Annotated in this window: 14 protein-coding genes and 1 tRNA gene; 6 read left to right on the top strand and 9 right to left on the bottom strand. The window is 69.2% G+C overall.

Features of this window, described 5'->3' with window-relative positions; translation table 11 throughout:
• Positions 1–200 precede the first annotated feature (200 nt).
• The 3 genes from selA to AC6I0Y_RS02895 all read left to right on the top strand — a co-directional run bounded on the left by selA (position 201) and on the right by AC6I0Y_RS02895 (position 3,917).
• Positions 201–1,682, top strand: coding sequence for an L-seryl-tRNA(Sec) selenium transferase (selA, locus tag AC6I0Y_RS02905; protein ID WP_160710215.1), 1,482 nt, complete (start codon positions 201–203; stop codon positions 1,680–1,682).
• Positions 1,679–3,604, top strand: coding sequence for a selenocysteine-specific translation elongation factor (gene selB / locus AC6I0Y_RS02900; RefSeq protein ID WP_497732996.1), 1,926 nt, complete (start codon positions 1,679–1,681; stop codon positions 3,602–3,604). The genes selA and selB overlap by 4 nt, the downstream gene beginning before the upstream one ends.
• Before the next feature lie 216 nt (positions 3,605–3,820).
• A tRNA-Sec gene (locus tag AC6I0Y_RS02895) sits at positions 3,821–3,917 on the top strand.
• Between the two features lie 76 nt (positions 3,918–3,993).
• On the opposite strand, the gene AC6I0Y_RS02890 is transcribed toward AC6I0Y_RS02895, so the two are convergent.
• The 3 genes from AC6I0Y_RS02890 to metG are packed head-to-tail and all read right to left on the bottom strand — an operon-like array spanning position 3,994 to position 6,603.
• Entirely contained in the window at positions 3,994–4,650 is a 657-nt protein-coding gene (locus AC6I0Y_RS02890) for a TatD family hydrolase (RefSeq protein WP_497732994.1), read from the bottom strand.
• Positions 4,651–4,668: 18 nt separating this feature from the next.
• Positions 4,669–4,965 carry a nitrate ABC transporter substrate-binding protein gene (locus AC6I0Y_RS02885; RefSeq protein WP_497732992.1) on the bottom strand — a complete coding sequence of 99 codons (297 nt, stop codon included), beginning with the start codon at positions 4,963–4,965 and terminating at the stop codon, positions 4,669–4,671.
• A 48-nt stretch (positions 4,966–5,013) separates the two neighbouring features.
• Complete coding sequence (gene metG, locus AC6I0Y_RS02880) at positions 5,014–6,603, bottom strand: methionine--tRNA ligase (protein WP_497732989.1); 1,590 nt, start codon at positions 6,601–6,603, stop codon at positions 5,014–5,016.
• A gap of 687 nt (positions 6,604–7,290) precedes the next feature.
• On the opposite strand from metG, the gene AC6I0Y_RS02875 reads away from it, so the two are divergent.
• On the top strand, positions 7,291–8,391 hold the full coding sequence (locus AC6I0Y_RS02875) for an ATP-binding protein (RefSeq protein WP_497732987.1): 1,101 nt from the start codon (positions 7,291–7,293) through the stop codon (positions 8,389–8,391).
• 3 nt (positions 8,392–8,394) lie between these two features.
• Here AC6I0Y_RS02875 and AC6I0Y_RS02870 read toward each other — a convergent pair whose 3' ends face one another.
• Positions 8,395–9,195, bottom strand: coding sequence for a hypothetical protein (locus AC6I0Y_RS02870; protein WP_497732984.1), 801 nt, complete (start codon positions 9,193–9,195; stop codon positions 8,395–8,397).
• An 80-nt stretch (positions 9,196–9,275) separates the two neighbouring features.
• Positions 9,276–9,908 carry a DUF4230 domain-containing protein gene (locus AC6I0Y_RS02865; protein ID WP_497732982.1) on the bottom strand — a complete coding sequence of 211 codons (633 nt, stop codon included), beginning with the start codon at positions 9,906–9,908 and terminating at the stop codon, positions 9,276–9,278.
• Positions 9,909–10,001: 93 nt separating this feature from the next.
• Between AC6I0Y_RS02865 and AC6I0Y_RS02860 the strand changes: the two genes are divergently transcribed.
• Positions 10,002–10,361, top strand: coding sequence for a YccF domain-containing protein (locus tag AC6I0Y_RS02860; RefSeq protein ID WP_160710109.1), 360 nt, complete (start codon positions 10,002–10,004; stop codon positions 10,359–10,361).
• 621 nt (positions 10,362–10,982) lie between these two features.
• Here AC6I0Y_RS02860 and AC6I0Y_RS02855 read toward each other — a convergent pair.
• The 3 genes from AC6I0Y_RS02855 to nifS all read right to left on the bottom strand — a co-directional run bounded on the left by AC6I0Y_RS02855 (position 10,983) and on the right by nifS (position 13,936).
• Positions 10,983–12,029: a Na/Pi cotransporter family protein gene (locus AC6I0Y_RS02855; protein ID WP_497732979.1), complete on the bottom strand. Its 1,047-nt coding sequence runs from the start codon at positions 12,027–12,029 to the stop codon at positions 10,983–10,985.
• Positions 12,030–12,230: 201 nt separating this feature from the next.
• Complete coding sequence (nifU, locus tag AC6I0Y_RS02850) at positions 12,231–12,701, bottom strand: Fe-S cluster assembly scaffold protein NifU (protein WP_497732976.1); 471 nt, start codon at positions 12,699–12,701, stop codon at positions 12,231–12,233.
• A gap of 29 nt (positions 12,702–12,730) precedes the next feature.
• Entirely contained in the window at positions 12,731–13,936 is a 1,206-nt protein-coding gene (gene nifS, locus AC6I0Y_RS02845; RefSeq protein ID WP_497732974.1) for a cysteine desulfurase NifS, read from the bottom strand.
• Positions 13,937–14,092: 156 nt separating this feature from the next.
• On the opposite strand from nifS, the gene AC6I0Y_RS02840 reads away from it, so the two are divergent.
• Positions 14,093–14,503 (top strand): RrF2 family transcriptional regulator, encoded by a 411-nt coding sequence (locus AC6I0Y_RS02840; protein WP_160710112.1) that lies wholly within the window; start codon positions 14,093–14,095, stop codon positions 14,501–14,503.
• 719 nt (positions 14,504–15,222) lie between these two features.
• Here AC6I0Y_RS02840 and AC6I0Y_RS02835 read toward each other — a convergent pair.
• Complete coding sequence (locus AC6I0Y_RS02835; protein WP_497732972.1) at positions 15,223–16,077, bottom strand: DegV family protein; 855 nt, start codon at positions 16,075–16,077, stop codon at positions 15,223–15,225.
• Positions 16,078–16,301: the final 224 nt, after the last annotated feature.

Raw genomic sequence — 16,301 nt, 5'->3', positions numbered from 1 at the left:
TATTATCGCAGGTCTGGCCAGTTTCGCCACCCCGCGCCGCCTCGCGCCGCCCGAAGGCGGGCGAGCGGGCCGCCGCGACGGCTGGCCCCGGCGATGACGGCGCCCCTACGCCCCGGTCAACGCGCGCTGCGCGGGCGCCGCGCGTGCTAGAATGCGCACGAGCCCCATCTGCAACCGCATCTCCGACGAGAAGAGGCACCATGCCAGAAAACAATCCCCTGAACGAGCGCCTGCGGGCGCTGCCGAGCGTCGACCAGATGCTCTGCCTGCCCGCCCTCGCGTCCGCCCTCGAGCAGGCTCCGCGCGACCAGGTGGTCGGCGCCGTGCGCGAGGCGCTGGCCGCGGCGCGGGCGCGCGTCCTTGCCGGGGAGGAGGCCGCGCCGGCGGCAGACGCCCTGGCCGACGAGGCCCGCGCGCTGCTCGTGCGCTTCATGCGCCCGTCGCTGCGCCGGGTGGTCAACGCCACCGGCGTCATCATCCACACCAACCTGGGCCGCAGCTGCCTGGCCGAGCCCGCGGTGCGCGCCGTCGAAGAGGCCGCGCGGCGTTACTCCACGCTCGAGTACGACACCGACGCCATGGCCCGCGGCAGCCGCCACAGCCACTGCGAGAAGCTGCTCTGCGCGCTCACCGGCGCCGAGGCGGCCATCGCCGTCAACAACAACGCCGCCGCCGTCATGCTCGTGCTGAGCGAGTTCGCCGCCGGGCACGAGGCCGTGGTGTCGCGCGGCGAGCTGGTGGAGATAGGCGGGTCGTTCCGCATTCCCGACATCATGGCGCTCTCCGGCGCCGTGATGGTGGGCGTGGGCACCACCAACAAGACCCACCCGGCCGACTACGAGCGCGCCATCAGCCCCGACACGGCCATGCTGCTCAAGGTGCACACCTCCAACTACCGCGTGGTGGGCTTCACCGAGACGGTGGAGGCCAGCCAGATGCGCGGCATCGCCGACGCCGCCGTGGAGGCGCGGCGCGCGGTCGACCCCGCGGCGCCCGGCATTATCGTCTACGAGGATCTGGGCTCCGGCGCGCTCATACGGCCGCCGGCCCTCGGGTCGCAGGCCGAGCCCACCGCCGGCGAGGCGCTCGCCCAAGGCTGCGACCTCGTGTCCTTCTCGGGCGACAAGCTGCTCGGCGGCCCGCAGGCGGGTATCGTCATCGGCCGGCGCGCGCTCATCGCCCGGCTCAAGGCCAACCCGATGGTGCGCGCGCTGCGCCTGGACAAGATGACGCTCGCCGCACTCGAGGCCACCCTGCGCCTGTACCTGGAGCCCGAGCGCGCGCTGGCGGAGATCCCCACGCTCGCCCTGCTCTCCGAGCCCGCCGAGACGGTGCGCGAGCGCGCCGAGCGCCTGGCGGGGATGCTCGCGGAGGTCGCAGGCGACGCGGGCGCGGTATCGGTAGTGGACGAGGCCAGCTGCGTGGGCGGCGGCACGCTCCCGCTGCTCGACATCCCCTCGTCGGCGGCGGCGCTCTCCTTCCGCGCCGAGGACGGGGCCCAGCGCTGCGAGGAGCACCTCATCCGCCGCGCCGCCGTGCCGGTGGTGGGGCGCATCCGCCAGGGGCAGCTGCTCTTCGACGCGCGCACCCTGGCCGACGACGAGCTTCCGCTCGTGGCGGAGGCCGTGGCCGAGGCGCTGGGCGCGCGCGGCGCGGCGCGAGGCGGGGAGGTGGCCCGATGAGCGCGCAGCCCTCCCTCATCCTGGGGACCGCCGGGCACATCGACCACGGCAAGTCCTCCCTCGTGCAGGCCCTCACCGGCACCGACCCCGACCGGCTGGCCGAGGAGAAGCGTCGCGGCATCACCATCGAGCTGGGCTTCGCGCAGCTCACGCTGCCGAGCGGGCGCGCGCTCGGCGTGGTGGACGTGCCCGGCCACGAGCGGTTCGTGCGCTCGATGGTGGCCGGCGCCACCGGCGTGGACGTGGCGCTGCTGGCCATCGCGGCCGACGACGGCGTGATGCCCCAGACCGTCGAGCACCTGGCCGTGCTCGAGCTGCTCGGCGTGCGCAGCCTCGTGGTGGCGCTCACCAAGATCGACCTGGTGGACGAGGAGTGGCGCGCGTTCGTGGCCGACGAGGTGGCGGCGCGCCTGGAGGCGAGCCCCTACGCCGGCGCGCCCATCGTCGGCGTGTCGAGCCGCACGGGCGAGGGCCTCGATGAGCTGCGGAGCGTCCTCGACGCGGCCGCCGCCGCAGCCCAGCGCACCAAGCTCGACGGCCCGGCGCGCATGCCGGTGGATCGCGTGTTCACCGTCAAGGGCTTCGGCACCGTGGCCACCGGCACGCTCTGGAGCGGGACGCTCTCCGAGGGAGACGCCCTCACCGTGCTGCCGGCCGGCACCGCCACCCGCGTGCGCAGCGTGCAGACCCACGGACGGGCCGTGGACGAGGCGGCCGCCGGCAACCGCGTGGCCGTGAGCCTGGCGGGGCTCTCCACCGACGAGGTGCGCCCCGGCGACTTCCTGGCCGCCCCCGGCTCCTGCGAGGCGACCGACCGGTTCGACGCCGAGTTCTCCTACCGCGACCCCTTCTCACTGGGCAAGCCCCTCAAGAGCGGCGCGCGGGTGCACGTGGCCCACGGCACGCGCGAGGTGCTCGGGCGCGTGCTGTTCATGGACGGCCTGGAGGCCCTGGCCCCCGGCGGGCGGGCGCTCGCCCAGCTGCGCCTGGAGGAGCCGCTGCCCGTGGCCTACCGCGACCGGTTCGTCGTGCGCTCCTACTCCCCCGTCCACGTCATCGGCGGCGGCACGGTGCTCACGGCGCACCCGCGGCGGCGCACCAACCTCCAGGACGAGGAGCGCGTGCTGCTCGGCGCGCTCGAGTCCGGCGACGTGGACGGCGCCGTCGGCGCGCACCTGGGGCTGGCCGCTCTGCCCGAGACGCTCTCCCAGGTGGCGGCCGCCACCGGCCTCGGCCCGGCGCTGGCCGAGGAGGCCCTCGCGCGCCTAGCCGACGAGGGCGCCGTGGCCATGCTGGCCGCGCGCGAGCCGCTCTACGCCCGTCCCGCCCTCATCCAGCGCCTCGTCGCGGGCATGGAGCGGGCGCTCATGGACTTCCACAGCGCGAATCCCCAGGCCACGGGCATGGCGAAGGACACGCTGCGCCAGGCGGCGGCGCCCCAGGCCGCGCCGGCCGTCTTCGACGCGCTGCTCGGCGAGGCCGCCCGGCGCGGTGCCGTGGTGAGCGCAGCCGGCGAGGTGAGCCACCCCAAGGCCGGCGCCGGCGCGCGCATGGCCGAGGCCGCGGCAGCCGACCAGCTGTCCGCCGCGCTCGCCGCGGCCGGTGCCGCGCCGCCCACCCTCCCCGAGTTCTGCGCGAGCTCGGGGATGGCGCCCGCCCAGGCCCGCAAGGCCGCGGCGGCCCTCGAACGCGACGGGCGCGCCGTGCGCATCGACTCCGAGCGTTTCTACGACGCCCAGGTGGTGGCGGGCCTGCGCGAGGTAGTGGCAGGCGTCATCCGCGCGAACGGCCCGGCCACCGCCGCCGACCTGAAGGACGCCATGGGCGTGAGCCGCAAGTACGCGATGCCCCTGCTCGAGCTCTTCGACGCCACCGGCCTCACCCGCCGCGAGGGCGACCTCCGCGTGCTCGTCGAGCGGTAGGACGCGTCGGGCTTGCTCGCCTGCAGCGGCCGAGCAAGCCCGACGCCGCAGGCATCCGCGTTCCCGCGATGGCACCTGCGCCCCGCACCCCGGGCCGCCATCGCAAGCGCACGGGAAACAACCTCGTCGCGACGCGAAGTTTCCCCTTCCCTTCGCGCGCGCATCAGGTATCATGTCCATCACTGCGGGCGGCTTCTCACCAGGCCGCCCCTTCACGGAGATGGATGGGGCCTGGTGGCTCCCGCGGCCTTCAAAGCCGTTGTGAGGCGCGCAGAACGTCTCGGGTGTGTTCGATTCGCACACATCTCCGCCAGAACACGACGCGGGCCCCGCGGCCAGAAGGCAGCGGGGCCCGCTCTTCGTCAGGGGCGCCCTCCGGCGCGCCTTCCCTATCCCTCGCCGCGCTGCCAGGCGGTGGGCTCACGGTCGAGCAACCCGAGCGCGTTCAGGTAGGTCTGGCGCAGGAACTCCCCGCGCGCGGGGGTACGCAGATCCTCGAAGCCGCGCACGTCGGCCAGCTTGGCCGCCGTGAACGCGACGTGCTCGGGACCGCAGGTGGTGCCGCGCAGGGGCTCGGGCGTCATGTAGGGCGCATCGGTCTCGGTGAGCAGCCGGTCGGCCGGCACCAGCTTGGCCGCCTCGCGCACCTCCTCCGCCTTCTTGAACGTGAACGGCCCGCCGAAGGCGATGAAGCAGCCGGCGTCCACCCAGCGCGCGAGCTCGGCGGCATCAAGGTTGAAGCAATGCAGCAGCGTGCCCGCCTCCGGGAAGCCCTCCTCAGAGAGGAGGGCGAACCCGTCGTCATGCGCCTCGCGCATATGGAGCACCACCGGCAGGCCGGCCTCCTTCGCCAGGCGGATCTGACGGCGGAAGGCCTCGCGCTGCGCCTCGCGCGGCGAGAGGTCGTAGTGGTAGTCGAGCCCCACCTCGCCGAGCGCGCTCACGCGGGCGTCATGGAGGCGCTCGCGCAGCACGGCCTCGAGCGCGTCGTCGTAGTGCTGGGCGTTATGGGGATGGCACCCCACGGCAATCCGAACCCGCGGCACGCGCGGGATGGGCACGCCTCAACAGTGGCGGCCGATGGTGCGGATCTCGATGGCCGCCTTGAACGCCCAGTCGTCCAGGCGCTCGAAGGTCTCCGCGCCGTCCTCCCACACATCCACGATGGTCTCGACGAACTCCACCTTGTGCAGGGCCGCGCGCGCCAGTGACAGCGGCGGGTCGGGCAGCATCTGCAGGTGCGCGTGCGAGTCCGCGATGGGCGTGTAGATGATCGGCGAGGCCACCACCTCCCATTCCCCGTTGCGCTTCTTCTTCCGGAACAGCCCGTCCCTGAACAGCGGCTCGGCTTCCCTTTCCATGGCGGCTCCTTCCCGTCCGCTCACCTTCGCTCGCGCCGGCCGCGCGGGCTACTCCATCTCCAGGTCGATCTCGTCGGCGTCCAGGCGCGGGAACAGCGGATCGCCCGTCTCCACCAGGTTGCCGGCGGGCAGCTGGCCCCAGGCGGTGGCCGCCTCGATATCGTCCACCTGGGCGATGTCGCCCAGGTTCAGGCGACGGAACACCTCGGCCGACGTGGACGGCGCGAAGGGCGCGAAGTACAGCGCCAGGATGCGGATGGCCTCGAGCAGGTTGTACATGACGAAGGCCAGCTCGTCAGCGCGCTCCGGGTCCTTGGCCAGCTTGAAGGGCTCGGTCTCCTCGATGTAGCGGTTGGCGCGGGCGGCCAGGCGCTGGGCAGCCGCCGCGGCGGCGGTGAAGTCCACCTGCTCCATGGCCGCGTCGTAGGCCGCGTAGAGCCCTGCGGCCTCGTCGCGCAGCGGGTTCTCGGCGCTCGCCAGCGACGCCGGCACCGCGGGCACGAGCGCGTCGAAGTACTTCTTCGTCATGTTGAACACGCGCGACACGAGGTTGCCCCACGTGTTGGCCAGCTCGTTGTTGTACACCTGCACCATGCGCTCGAGCGAGATGGACCCGTCGTGGCCAAACTGCACGTCGCTCATGAAGTAGTAGCGGTAGGCGTCCACGCCGAAGGCGCGCACGAGGTCGGCCGGCTTGACGGCGTTGCCCTTGGACTTCGACATCTTCTCGCCCTTGGTGAGCAGAAAACCGTGGCCGAACACCGTGTGGGCCACGGGCAGCCCGGCTGCCATGAGCATGGCCGGCCAGATGACGCAGTGGAAGCGGATGATGTCCTTGCCCACGAAGTGGTACTGCATGGGCCAGGCGGCGTCGAACTCGCCGGGGCGGTCGGGATCGGCGTAGCCGATGCCCGTGAGGTAGGCCAGCAGCGCGTCGGCCCACACGTAGGCCACGTGCCCCTCGTCAAAGGGCAGCGGCACGCCCCAGTCGAAGGTGGAGCGGCTGATGGAGAGGTCCTTGAGACCGCGGCTCACGAACGAGACGATCTCGTTGCGGCGCGACTCGGGGCGGATGAAGTCCGGGTGCTCCTCGTAGAACTTGAGCAGCGGCTCCTGGAACTCGGAGAGCTTGAAGAACCAGTTCTCCTCCCCCGAGGCCATCAGCTGCACGGGACGCTTGCAGTCCGGGCAGACGAAGGTGCCCTCCTCGTCCTTCTCCAGGTCGCTCTCGGCGTAGTAGGTCTCCTCGTGGACGCAGTACCAACCCTCATAGGCGCCCTTGTACAGGTAGCCCTTGTCGTAGAGGTCGGTCCAGAACTTCTGCACCGTGCGCGCGTGGCGCGGCTCGGTGGTGCGCACGAAGTCGGTGTAGGTGATGCCGAGCATCTCCCACGCGTCGCGGAAGGCCGGCTCCATCGAGTCGCACCAGGCCTGCGGGGTCATGCCGTGCTCGGCGGCCACGTCGGCCACCTTCTGGCCGTGCTCGTCCATGCCGGTGACGAAGGCCACCTCGCGCCCGTTCATACGCTGGTAGCGCGCCACGGTGTCGGCGGCGATGGTGGTGTAGGCCGTGCCCAGGTGCGGCGCGGCGTTGACGTAGTAGATCGGCGTGGTGAACGCGTAGGTTCCCTTGGTCATGGGGCGGCTCCTCGTGTCGGGGCGCGGCGGCTGATGACGCACGTCGGCCCGCCTGCATACAGCCGCTCATTGTACCACGAGCCCCCGCCCGAGCGCTGGATGCGCGTACCAGCGCGCCTGCCGCCGGAGCCCGCCAGCGACGCAACGCCGCGACCGCACGCGACCCCTACGTGCCTCGTCCGCCGGCGCCATCTCACCAGCGCCACCGGTTCGCATCCAGCCCCAACCCCGCCGTGCGTGCCTGCGCGCCGGATGCAGGCAGCCCGCCAGCGCGCGCCGCCTGCCGGAGCGCGCCGCAACGCCGCGACCGCACGCGTACCGCGCGTACCGCGTCCGCCGGCGCGCCGGATGCGCGCGTCCGCGCGCCTGCCACCGGGGCTCGCCAGCGCCACCCGGGCACGCCCGTCAGCGCGCGCCGGAACGCTAATATGCGCCAAAGTGCACAGAATTCACGACTTTGTGCGCACATCGACGACTTTGGGGGCACGCTGCCCCCGAAAATCCGGGCATTTCCGCCCTATTCCGCCCCAAAAGCCCGAAAGAACACCCCCTAAAAGTCGCAAACTCGCAAATTCTGTGCACTTCAGCGCCAATCTACGACACTGGTCAAGCCGCCCCCGTCACTCCCCATTCTTTACAAAAGAGGAAAAAAAGGAAAAAATGGGAAAAAAAGGAAAGGAACGAGCCATGCGCCAGGACACCATCTTCTCGCCGTCGTTCGGCAACCGGCCCTCGCAGCTAGTCGGTCGCGAGGACGTCTTGTCGAGCCTGCTCGCGGGGCTGCAGACCACGCCGGGCAGCCGCGAGCGGGCAGTTGTCATGCTGGGCCAACGAGGGTCGGGCAAGACGGTCCTGCTCTGGGAGCTGGCCGACCAGGCGACCGCGGCAGGATTCGTCGTCGCGACGCCGACCATCGCCGCCGAGGGCATGGTCGGTCGCATCGTCGAGAAGATCCAGGACGCTGGCAGCCGCTACGTGAGCGAGCGATCAGCCCGCGTGACCGGCGGTAGCGTGGGCGCGCTCGGGTTCTCCGCCGGGCTTCAGTTCACCCGAGACGTACAGGAGACGAAAAGCGATGCCTACAAGCTCACGCACCTTTGTCGCCGTCTGACGGAGAAAGACCGCGGCGTGCTCGTCCTCGTCGACGAGCTTCAAGCCAACTCGCCCGAGGTGCGCTCCCTCATCGCCACCTACCAGGAGCTCGTGGGCGAGGGCCAGAACATCGCGCTCGTGATGGCCGGACTGCCCGGAGCGGTGTCCGCCACGCTCAACGACCGCGTGCTCACCTTCCTGAACCGCGCGCGCAAGGTCACGCTTGAACCCCTCGGGTTCTCCGAGGTGGACGCCTTCTTCCTGCGAGCTTTCAGGACGCTGGGGCTGGCCGCGGGAGACGACCTGCGCCGCCGAGCCTCCGAGGCAACCGAGGGCTCTCCCTATCTCCTGCAGCTCGTCGGCCACAACCTGGTCCTCTACGCGGCCGACGACGGCACCGTCGATGAAGGCGCGCTGGAATCAGCGCTCGAATCAGCACGGCGCGACTTCGAGAACGACATCTGCGAGACCACCCTGGCGAGCCTCTCCGATCAGGACGTCGCCTTCCTGCGTGCCGTCGCCGCCGAGGGCGGACGGGCGCGGATGTCCGCCGTCGCCAAGCGCATGGGCGTCACCCCTGACTACGCCCAGAAGTACCGCAAGCGCCTCCTCGACGCCGGCGTGATAGCCGCCCCCGAACGCGGCCGGGTGGCCATAGCGATCCCCCACCTCACGGGGTACCTGCAGCAAGGGTGAGGGTTACCTTTCGCAGTCGCCCCCGCCTTCGCAAGGCGCCACCTCCACCACGAACGCCCGGGGATTGGCCATCTCCAACTCCGCCAGATAGCCCTTCAGCTTCAGGCACATAGGCGCATACGTCGCTAGGGTGATGCTCCCCGATATCACGCCGCCTATGAGGGGAATGACCTTGGAGACCCCCTTTGCAAAGATATCCTTGGTCATCTTAACCCCAAGGTACCCCGAAACCTTCTTCACCACCGGATAGACGACTCCCTTGGTCAGCGCCTTCTGCGCGATCTGCTTCTGCGCGGCCCCAGCGGCGTTTTGCGCGATCTTCGCCACCGCATCGGCCGCCCCGTTCGCGCCGAACATAACCCCCATGAAGAGGATCAGGAGGCTCTTGGCCTCGTCATCTAGCTCCTCGGCGGTTCCCTCGAAGATATTCTCCCACCCGTAGAGATACGCGAGCTTCTGGCTTATCCGGATTACGTGGGCGAAGTACTGAGCCAAATCAGCGGGCACGGTTCCCGCCGCCGCCAACCCGCCTGGAAGGCCCGCCACCGCGGACAAGGCCGTCACCTTGGTCGCCTCGTAGCGAATAGAGGCGTCCGCGATGGGACTCAGCTCATCCGGAGAGATACCAGCGGCCGCCGGAGACGACGCTATCGCCAAGGCGACAACCTCCGGGGAGAACTTCCCCCGCAACGCACTGGCAAGGTACTTCTCGCGGCTGATCTTCACTCCCGGGATCTGCGCTGCCGAGGCTATCACCATCTGAAGCGTCTCGACGGCCTGTCCCCCTGCCTCCTCTTCCGCCACTTCGGCTCCTCTCTCGCTTTCCTTCGCCGGTCGATACCGCCTGTTTAGCCACCATGGCGCCTTAGCTGTCAGCGAGAATCCTACTCCGCTGTCCCCTCGGTCTCGAACTCGATGGCGTAGCCCTCGGGGAGGGCGGCGCCGAGGAGGGCTCGCACGGATTCCTCGGCGTTTGCCTGAGCCTCGGCGAGCACGTCGCCAGCAAGCGCGGCGGCCTCGGCCTCCTGGCGCGTCTTGTCGAGGTACTGGGTGACGTCATCCACGTGGAGGGGGTTGAAGAGGCCCTCCTGCTCGTGGAGCGTCTTGAAGCTCTCCGTGTCGATGGCGTCGGAGAGGATCTGCGCCGGCGGCAGCGTCACGCGCACCGTCGCGCCCTCGACTGCGATGGACGCGTCGTCCAAGTTGACACCCGCCTTGACGCTCCCCGTGTACGTGAGGATGAAGAACTTCTCCGTGAAGGGGATGTCAACCAGGTCGAAGAGCGTGTTGCTGCTCGACACCTTCTCGGCGACGGTATACGACTGCTCGGCCGTGGCGAGCTCGCTGATCTGCGCGATCTCCTCCATCAGGATGGCCGCGTCCACCTCGTCGCCTTCGCGCTGGTCGGGAGGATTGTAGGTGAAGAGGAGGGTCACGACGACGGCCCCGACGACAAGCCCCACAACGACGCCCCCGACGAACGACTTCAGACTGCTCCCGGCACGCTTTCGCGCCATGCCTCTCCCCTTCCCCCAGCGCTTCTGATGGCTTCATAAAAGAAGCCGCTATAATCATCCTAGCATAGAAAGGCGAGCCGAGAGCGGGGAGCTATGAGCACCATTGCCAATATCATCTGGATCGTACTGGGCGGCATCTTCACCGCCCTCTGGTGGTGCGTGGCAGGCGTACTGTTCTACGTGTCGATCATCGGGATTCCGCTGGGGCGGCAGGCGTTCAAGATGGCGGCGCTCACGCTGGCGCCCTTTGGCAAGACCGTCGAGTACGGGGGCGGGGCGCCCTCGCTTGTCGCCAACATCGTCTGGGCCCTGCTGGCGGGAATCCCGATGGCGCTGGCCTACGCCGTGGGAGGCGCCCTGTTCTGCGTCACCATCATCGGGCTGCCGCCGGGAATCCAGCTGTTCAAGATGGCCAAGCTCTCGCTGCTCCCCTTCGGCGCCGTCGTGCGCTGACGCACTGCAGGGCGTGGCAGAATCCCACGCCAAAGGGGCCGCAGCCACTCTTTCGCGCGAAATTGGCACTCTTTGGCACTTCGGTACGCCTGTGCGCCTCGTCGAGCGCCACGCTGAGGCCCCGCGGAAATTGTCACCTGGGGAAACGCCGACGATCCCCGCCAGGCTGCACGCTGCGGGCTCGCCAGACCGTACCAAAGTGCCAAAGAGTGCCACCGCAGCGACTTTTTCTGGCAGCGAAGACGCGTCGAGGCCCCGCGTTAGACAGCGCACGGCACCCGCGCGCGGCGTTTGCGTCCCGAATCCGCCAAAAGCGAGGTTGTGCGCCCACCGACAAGCGCCAATTCTCCTGTCGCAAAGTGAGCCGCGGCCTTTTCCGGGGCAAACGCAAACGAAACACGCACTCGTCGATAATGCGCCCGTCGCCACCGGCCAGAAACGACGCACAACCTCGTTTCTTGGCAGATTCGGGGCATTTTCCTCGCACGGCCGGCTCCGGTGCAGCCACCCGAGCTATCGGCTGCATCGGCGATCTCCGTCAGCGCGGCCACGCAGCCGCTGGCCGCACCGCCAGCCGCCCGTGCGGTGCCCGCGCGCCCACAGGCGCTAGGCCGCCGCCCCCTACGCGGGAGCGGCGTCGGAACCGGACGCGCCCGGCGCGCTCCCCCAGCGGCGGACGCGGGGGCGACGCGGGTCGTCAGGCAGGATCGCCATCACCAGGCGCACCATGAGCGAGACGAGCGGCAGCCAGATGAGCGTCATGACCACGTTGAAGCAGGTGTGCGCGTTGGCGATCTGGCGCGCGATCACCTCGAGCTCCGGGCCGGTGGGCGGGATCATCGCGACGAAGGCGGAGAACGGCCCCACCAGCCCCACGAACAGCAGGCACCCCGACAGGTTGAACAGGCAGTGCGACAGCGCCACGCGCTTGGCGTCACGCGACTGGCCCACTGCGGCGAGCAGCGCCGTGATGGTGGTGCCCAGGTTGTCGCCGAGCAGGATGGGGATGGCGCCCTCAAGCCCGATGACGCTCGTCACGCCGTCAGGCCCCGGCTGCGACGCGAAGTTCTGCAGCACCGCGATGGTGGCGCTCGAGCTCTGTACGATGAGCGTCATGAGCGTTCCCACCACCACACCCAGCACGGGAATATGCGCGACCTCGCCGATGAGCTGGGTGAACACGGGGCTTGCTGCGAGCGGCTTCATCGCGTCGCCCATGGTGTCGATGCCGAGGAACAGCAGGCCGAAGCCGAACACCGCCCGCCCGATGGCGCGGGTGCGCTCCTCCTTCGCCAGCGACATCACGACGAAGCCGGCGAACACGAAGGCCAGCACGTAGTCGGACAGCTTGAACGCGATGATCTGCGCCGTGATGGTGGTGCCGATGTTGGCGCCCATGATGATGGGGATGGCCTGCGGCAGCCGCATGAGGCCGGCGCTCACGAAGCCGATGGTCATGACCGTGGTGGCCGACGAGCTCTGCAGCACGGCCGTAGCCAGCGCGCCGGCGAGCACGCCCATCACCGGGTTGCGCGTCACCGCGCCCAGGATGGCGCGCATCCTGTCGCCTGCCACCTCCTGAAGGTTGGAGCTCATGGCGTTCATGCCGTAGAGGAAGATGGCCAGGCCGCCCAGCAGCCCCAGTCCTACCGTCAGCACCTCGTTCATCAGGCTTCCTTCCCTGCGTCTTGGGTTCTCTCGTTACGCGAGCAGGATAGGCGCCGTGGGTAAGGCGCAGGCGAGGGTTTTGTAAGACTTGGGTAAAATCGCGCCGACGCACAGGGGCCCCGCACGTGGCGGGGCCCCGATGGGAAAGGCACGCGAGCCGTGGGGCGGACGGAGCCCGTCCGCGACGAGGACCGCTTAGTGCTACAGCTCGTCCTCGTCCTCGACCAGCTCGACGGCGTTGTGGTCGTGCTCGCCGATGTCGCTCACAGGCTTCTCGAGCCCCTCGATCACCAGGTTGTGCTTCTCGGCGTAGTCCCACAGCGCCGCATGAATGGCCTCCTCGGCCAAAAGCGAGCAGTGCACCTTCACCGGCGGCAGGCCGTCGAGAGCCTCCATGACCGCCTTGTTGGTAACCTCGAGCGCCTGCTGGATCGTCTTGCCCTTGACCAGCTCGGTGGCCATGGAGCTGGTGGCGATGGCCGCGCCGCAGCCGAAGGTCTTGAACTTGGCGTCGCGGATGACGCTGTCGCCGTCGATGTCCAGGTAGATGCGCATGATGTCGCCGCACACCGCGTTGCCCACGGTGCCGCAGCCGCTGGCGTTCTCGATCTCGCCGACGTTGCGCGGGTTGGTGAAGTGGTCCATGACCGCCTCGGAGTAGTTCATAGCCATGAGGGCCTCTCTTTCGCTAGCTGGGAAGGTTAGGCGGCCATCCGCTCGATGACCGATTCGACGTTGCCGCGCTGGTAGTCCTCGTACAGCGGGCTCATCATCCGCAGGTTGTCGAGCGTCTGCTTGAGCGCGTCGATGGCGAAGTCGACGTCCTCGCGCGTGGTCTCGCGGCCGAGCGTCATGCGCAGCGAGCCGTGGGCTATCTCATGCGGCAAGCCGATAGCTAAGAGCACGTGGCTCGGGTCGAGCGAGCCGGAGGTGCAGGCGCTGCCCGACGACACGCAGATGCCGCGCGCGGCCAGCTGCAGGAGCATCCCCTCGCCCTCGATGAACTCGAAGGAGAAGTTGACGTTGTTAGACAGGCGGCTCGTAGCGCTGCCGTTGAGGCGCGCGTGGGGGATCTCGGCGAGGATACGCCCGATGGCGTGGTCGCGGAGGGCCGTCTGACGGGCGCGCTCGTCGGCAGCCTCGACGCAGGCCAGCTCGGCGGCCTTGGCGAAGCCCACGATGCCGGGCACGTTCTCGGTGGTAGCGCGGCGCCCGCGCTCCTGCTGTCCGCCGTCGATGAGGTTGGCCAGGCGCAGCCCCTTGCGCGCGTAGAGCATGCCGACGCCCTTGGGGCCGTTCAGCTTGTGAGCCGATGCGCTCAGAAGGTCGATGCCCAGGGCGCGCACGTCGATGTCCTCGTGGCCGAAGGCCTGCACGGCATCGGTGTGGAACACGACGTCGTGCGCATGCGCGATGGCCGCCAGCTCGGCGATGGGCTCGATGGTGCCGATCTCGTTGTTGGCGAACATGATGGAGGCGAGGATGGTGTCGGGGCGAATGGCGGCCTCGAAGGCGGCCGGGTCCACCAGGCCGTCACCGTCGACAGGCAGGTAGGTGACCTCGAAGCCCTCCTTCTCGAGCGCCTGGCAGGTGTGCAGCACCGCATGGTGCTCGATGGCGCTCGTGATGAGGTGGCGTCCGCGCGAGGCGTTGGCGCGGGCGAATCCCTTGAGGGCCCAGTTGTCGGCCTCGGAGCCGCCGCTCGTGAAGTACACTTCCGCCGGCTTCGCGCCGATGAGCCCGGCGAGCGTGGCGCGGGCCGCGGCCACGGCGTCGGAGGCGCGCTGCCCAGCCGGGTAGAGCGACGAGGGGTTGCCGAAGTCCTCGGAGAAGTACGGCAGCATGGCCTCGAGCACCTCCGGGCGAACCGGGGTGGTAGAGGCGTTGTCCAGGTAGATCTGCTTCATGTCTCTGTCCTCGTGACTATTGTCTAGTAGTTTACTGGACTTTAATATATACTGGCGCCAATCAATGTCAAGCGTTTTAGTGGATTTTGTTTTCAGCGACAGAAAATCCCCTCGTTACCGTAGGATTCAAGAAGAAGCACGACGGAGGAGCATCCGATGAAGATATCGACGAAGACCCGCTACGGAATGCGGTTCATGATCGACCTGGCGCAGCATCACGGCGAGGGCTGCGTGGCCCTCAAAGACGTGGCCGAGCGCCAGGGCATCTCGAAGAAGTACCTCGAGCAGGTGGTGGCGCCCCTCACGGGCGCAGGGCTGCTGCGCGTCACGCGCGGCTACCAGGGCGGCTACGAGCTGGCTCGCGCGCCCGAGAACATCACGCTAGCCGACGTCGTGTCCGCCAGCGAGGATGGCCTGGAGCTGCTCGACTGCATGAGCGGCGTCTTCTCCTGCGAGCGACGGGACGGCTGTCTCTCACAGCGCATCTGGGGCGGCCTCGAGCAGGCCATCCGCGACTACCTGGCCGGCATCACCCTCGCAGAGGCCGCCGACGACGAGCTGCGGTAGCAAGCGCGAGGGTGCGCGTGCGGCCTACGGGCGCGGCGGGTGCCAGGTGCCGGGCGGCGGACGCGGGGGCACGGGGATGCGGGTGCGGCCCACGGCAGCACCGCAGACGCCTTCGGCGCGAGCCCGGGGGTGCGGGTGCGACCCATGGGCGCGAGGAGGTGCGGGTGCGGCCCACGGGCGCGCGCGGGGACGCGCGGAGGCGCGTCGGACTGCGGGGCGATGCCTAGGAAGCGCAGGGCGCACGACGCAAAGATGCGGAACCGGGCAGCACAAGCGCAGAACTGCGTGATGCGCAGAGGGCGCCGGAGGCCGCGCAGCGTGCGAGGTGCGCGAGACCATGACCCGACGCGCGGAGGCCGCGGCGTGCGCGAGTGCGGCGCAGGTGCGCGAGACGAGCGCAGCGTGCGAGATGCGCGGTCGCGAGAGGGACGGGGCGCAACGCGGAGACGCCCAAGGCGCGGCGGGCACGCTGTCGCACGCGCGGCGATTGGCTCGTACGAGTGTTTCACGTGAAACACTCGTACGGTCGTGGAGAAAAGAGGGCGACCCAGCGTAAAACGACGACGCAAATCAGCCGCGTCGTCGTTTTTACGAGAACGAATGTTTCACGTGAAACATTTCACACCGAAAGACCGCCTCGGCACCCGGGGAAGCGGTCGAATCACCCACAAGGAGTCCACAAGGCGTTCCACCAGGCTAGGAGAACGCGGGGGCCTCCCCTACTCGGCGGCCAGCGAGGCGATGCCGAAGGAGCCGGGGCCGCAATGCGAGGAGATGACGCCGCCCGTGTCGATCCACTCGATCTCCTGGAAGCCGGCATCGCGAAGCTTCTCCACCACCTGGCGCTGGAGCGCCTCGTCGAGCCCCTCGTTGCGAATGAGCGCCACGCGGGAGCGATCGAGCGGCTCGCGCGTGATGAAATCGCCAACCAGCGCCAGCACCGCCTTCTCCATGGAGCCGCGCAGCTTCTTGGTGGCGACGAGCTTGCCGTCCAGGATCTCGATGACCGGCTTGATGCGCAGCAGCTGCGCGCCCAGGTACGCCCCGTTGCTCAGGCGGCCGCCCGCGCGCAGGAACTCGAGGCCGCCGGGGATGAACGCCATGCGCGAGCGCGCCACCTGGCTGTCGACGAACGCCCTCACCTCGTCCACCTCGGCATCCGGATGCTCCTCGAGGAAACGCGCCGTGTTGGTGACCACCAGGAACAAGCCGGCCGTCACGGACTTGGTGTCGATGGCCACCACGTTGTCGCGGCCCTCGGCGGCCATGCGCGCCGACTCGAAGGAGCACGTCGTGCACGCGGAATATGCCAGGTAGAGGATGGTGGCCTCGGGGTCGCGCGCGTCCACGCGGGCGAAGGTGTCCGCGAAGTCCTGCGGGGTGCAGCCGCTCGTACGCGGCAGATCGCCGGTGGCGCGGTAGTGGTCGAAGATGTCGCTCACGGGGAACGCGCCGTCGTCGAAGCTCTTCTCGCCGAACGTCACGTGCATGGGCGCCAGCTCCAGGCCATAGCGCTCCACATGCTCTGCGGGAATGTCCCCACCCGTCTCCGTCACGATAGCATAGCGCGCCATGGCGCCCCCTCCCTTGCTGCGCCGGGCGCCTTGCCGCCCGGCAGCCTCGCCGCGCTGCGACCGCCATCCGCTGGCGCGCCGCCCACGCATCCCTCACTCGTCGCATCGACGCCCTCGCGCCCTCGCGCCCTCGCGGAAATAGTTTGATACTCAAAGTGATTACTTATTCCCCAGTTTACCAACGAAATGAGGAATAATCGACGCCATCACAAGGGAAACACAGC

The organism is Adlercreutzia sp. St.1H8 (assembly GCF_059728655.1).
This window is presented reverse-complemented; position numbering and strand designations above follow the sequence as displayed.

Coding starts and splice junctions, on each gene's coding strand:
- nifU (WP_497732976.1), bottom strand. CDS start 12,701: ATGGCTATGAACTACTCCGAGGCGGTCATGGACCACTTCACCAACCCG.
- AC6I0Y_RS02875 (WP_497732987.1), top strand. CDS start 7,291: ATGCGCCAGGACACCATCTTCTCGCCGTCGTTCGGCAACCGGCCCTCG.
- nifS (WP_497732974.1), bottom strand. CDS start 13,936: ATGAAGCAGATCTACCTGGACAACGCCTCTACCACCCCGGTTCGCCCG.
- metG (WP_497732989.1), bottom strand. CDS start 6,603: ATGACCAAGGGAACCTACGCGTTCACCACGCCGATCTACTACGTCAAC.
- AC6I0Y_RS02840 (WP_160710112.1), top strand. CDS start 14,093: ATGAAGATATCGACGAAGACCCGCTACGGAATGCGGTTCATGATCGAC.
- AC6I0Y_RS02860 (WP_160710109.1), top strand. CDS start 10,002: ATGAGCACCATTGCCAATATCATCTGGATCGTACTGGGCGGCATCTTC.
- AC6I0Y_RS02835 (WP_497732972.1), bottom strand. CDS start 16,077: ATGGCGCGCTATGCTATCGTGACGGAGACGGGTGGGGACATTCCCGCA.
- AC6I0Y_RS02865 (WP_497732982.1), bottom strand. CDS start 9,908: ATGGCGCGAAAGCGTGCCGGGAGCAGTCTGAAGTCGTTCGTCGGGGGC.
- selA (WP_160710215.1), top strand. CDS start 201: ATGCCAGAAAACAATCCCCTGAACGAGCGCCTGCGGGCGCTGCCGAGC.
- AC6I0Y_RS02855 (WP_497732979.1), bottom strand. CDS start 12,029: ATGAACGAGGTGCTGACGGTAGGACTGGGGCTGCTGGGCGGCCTGGCC.
- selB (WP_497732996.1), top strand. CDS start 1,679: ATGAGCGCGCAGCCCTCCCTCATCCTGGGGACCGCCGGGCACATCGAC.
- AC6I0Y_RS02885 (WP_497732992.1), bottom strand. CDS start 4,965: ATGGAAAGGGAAGCCGAGCCGCTGTTCAGGGACGGGCTGTTCCGGAAG.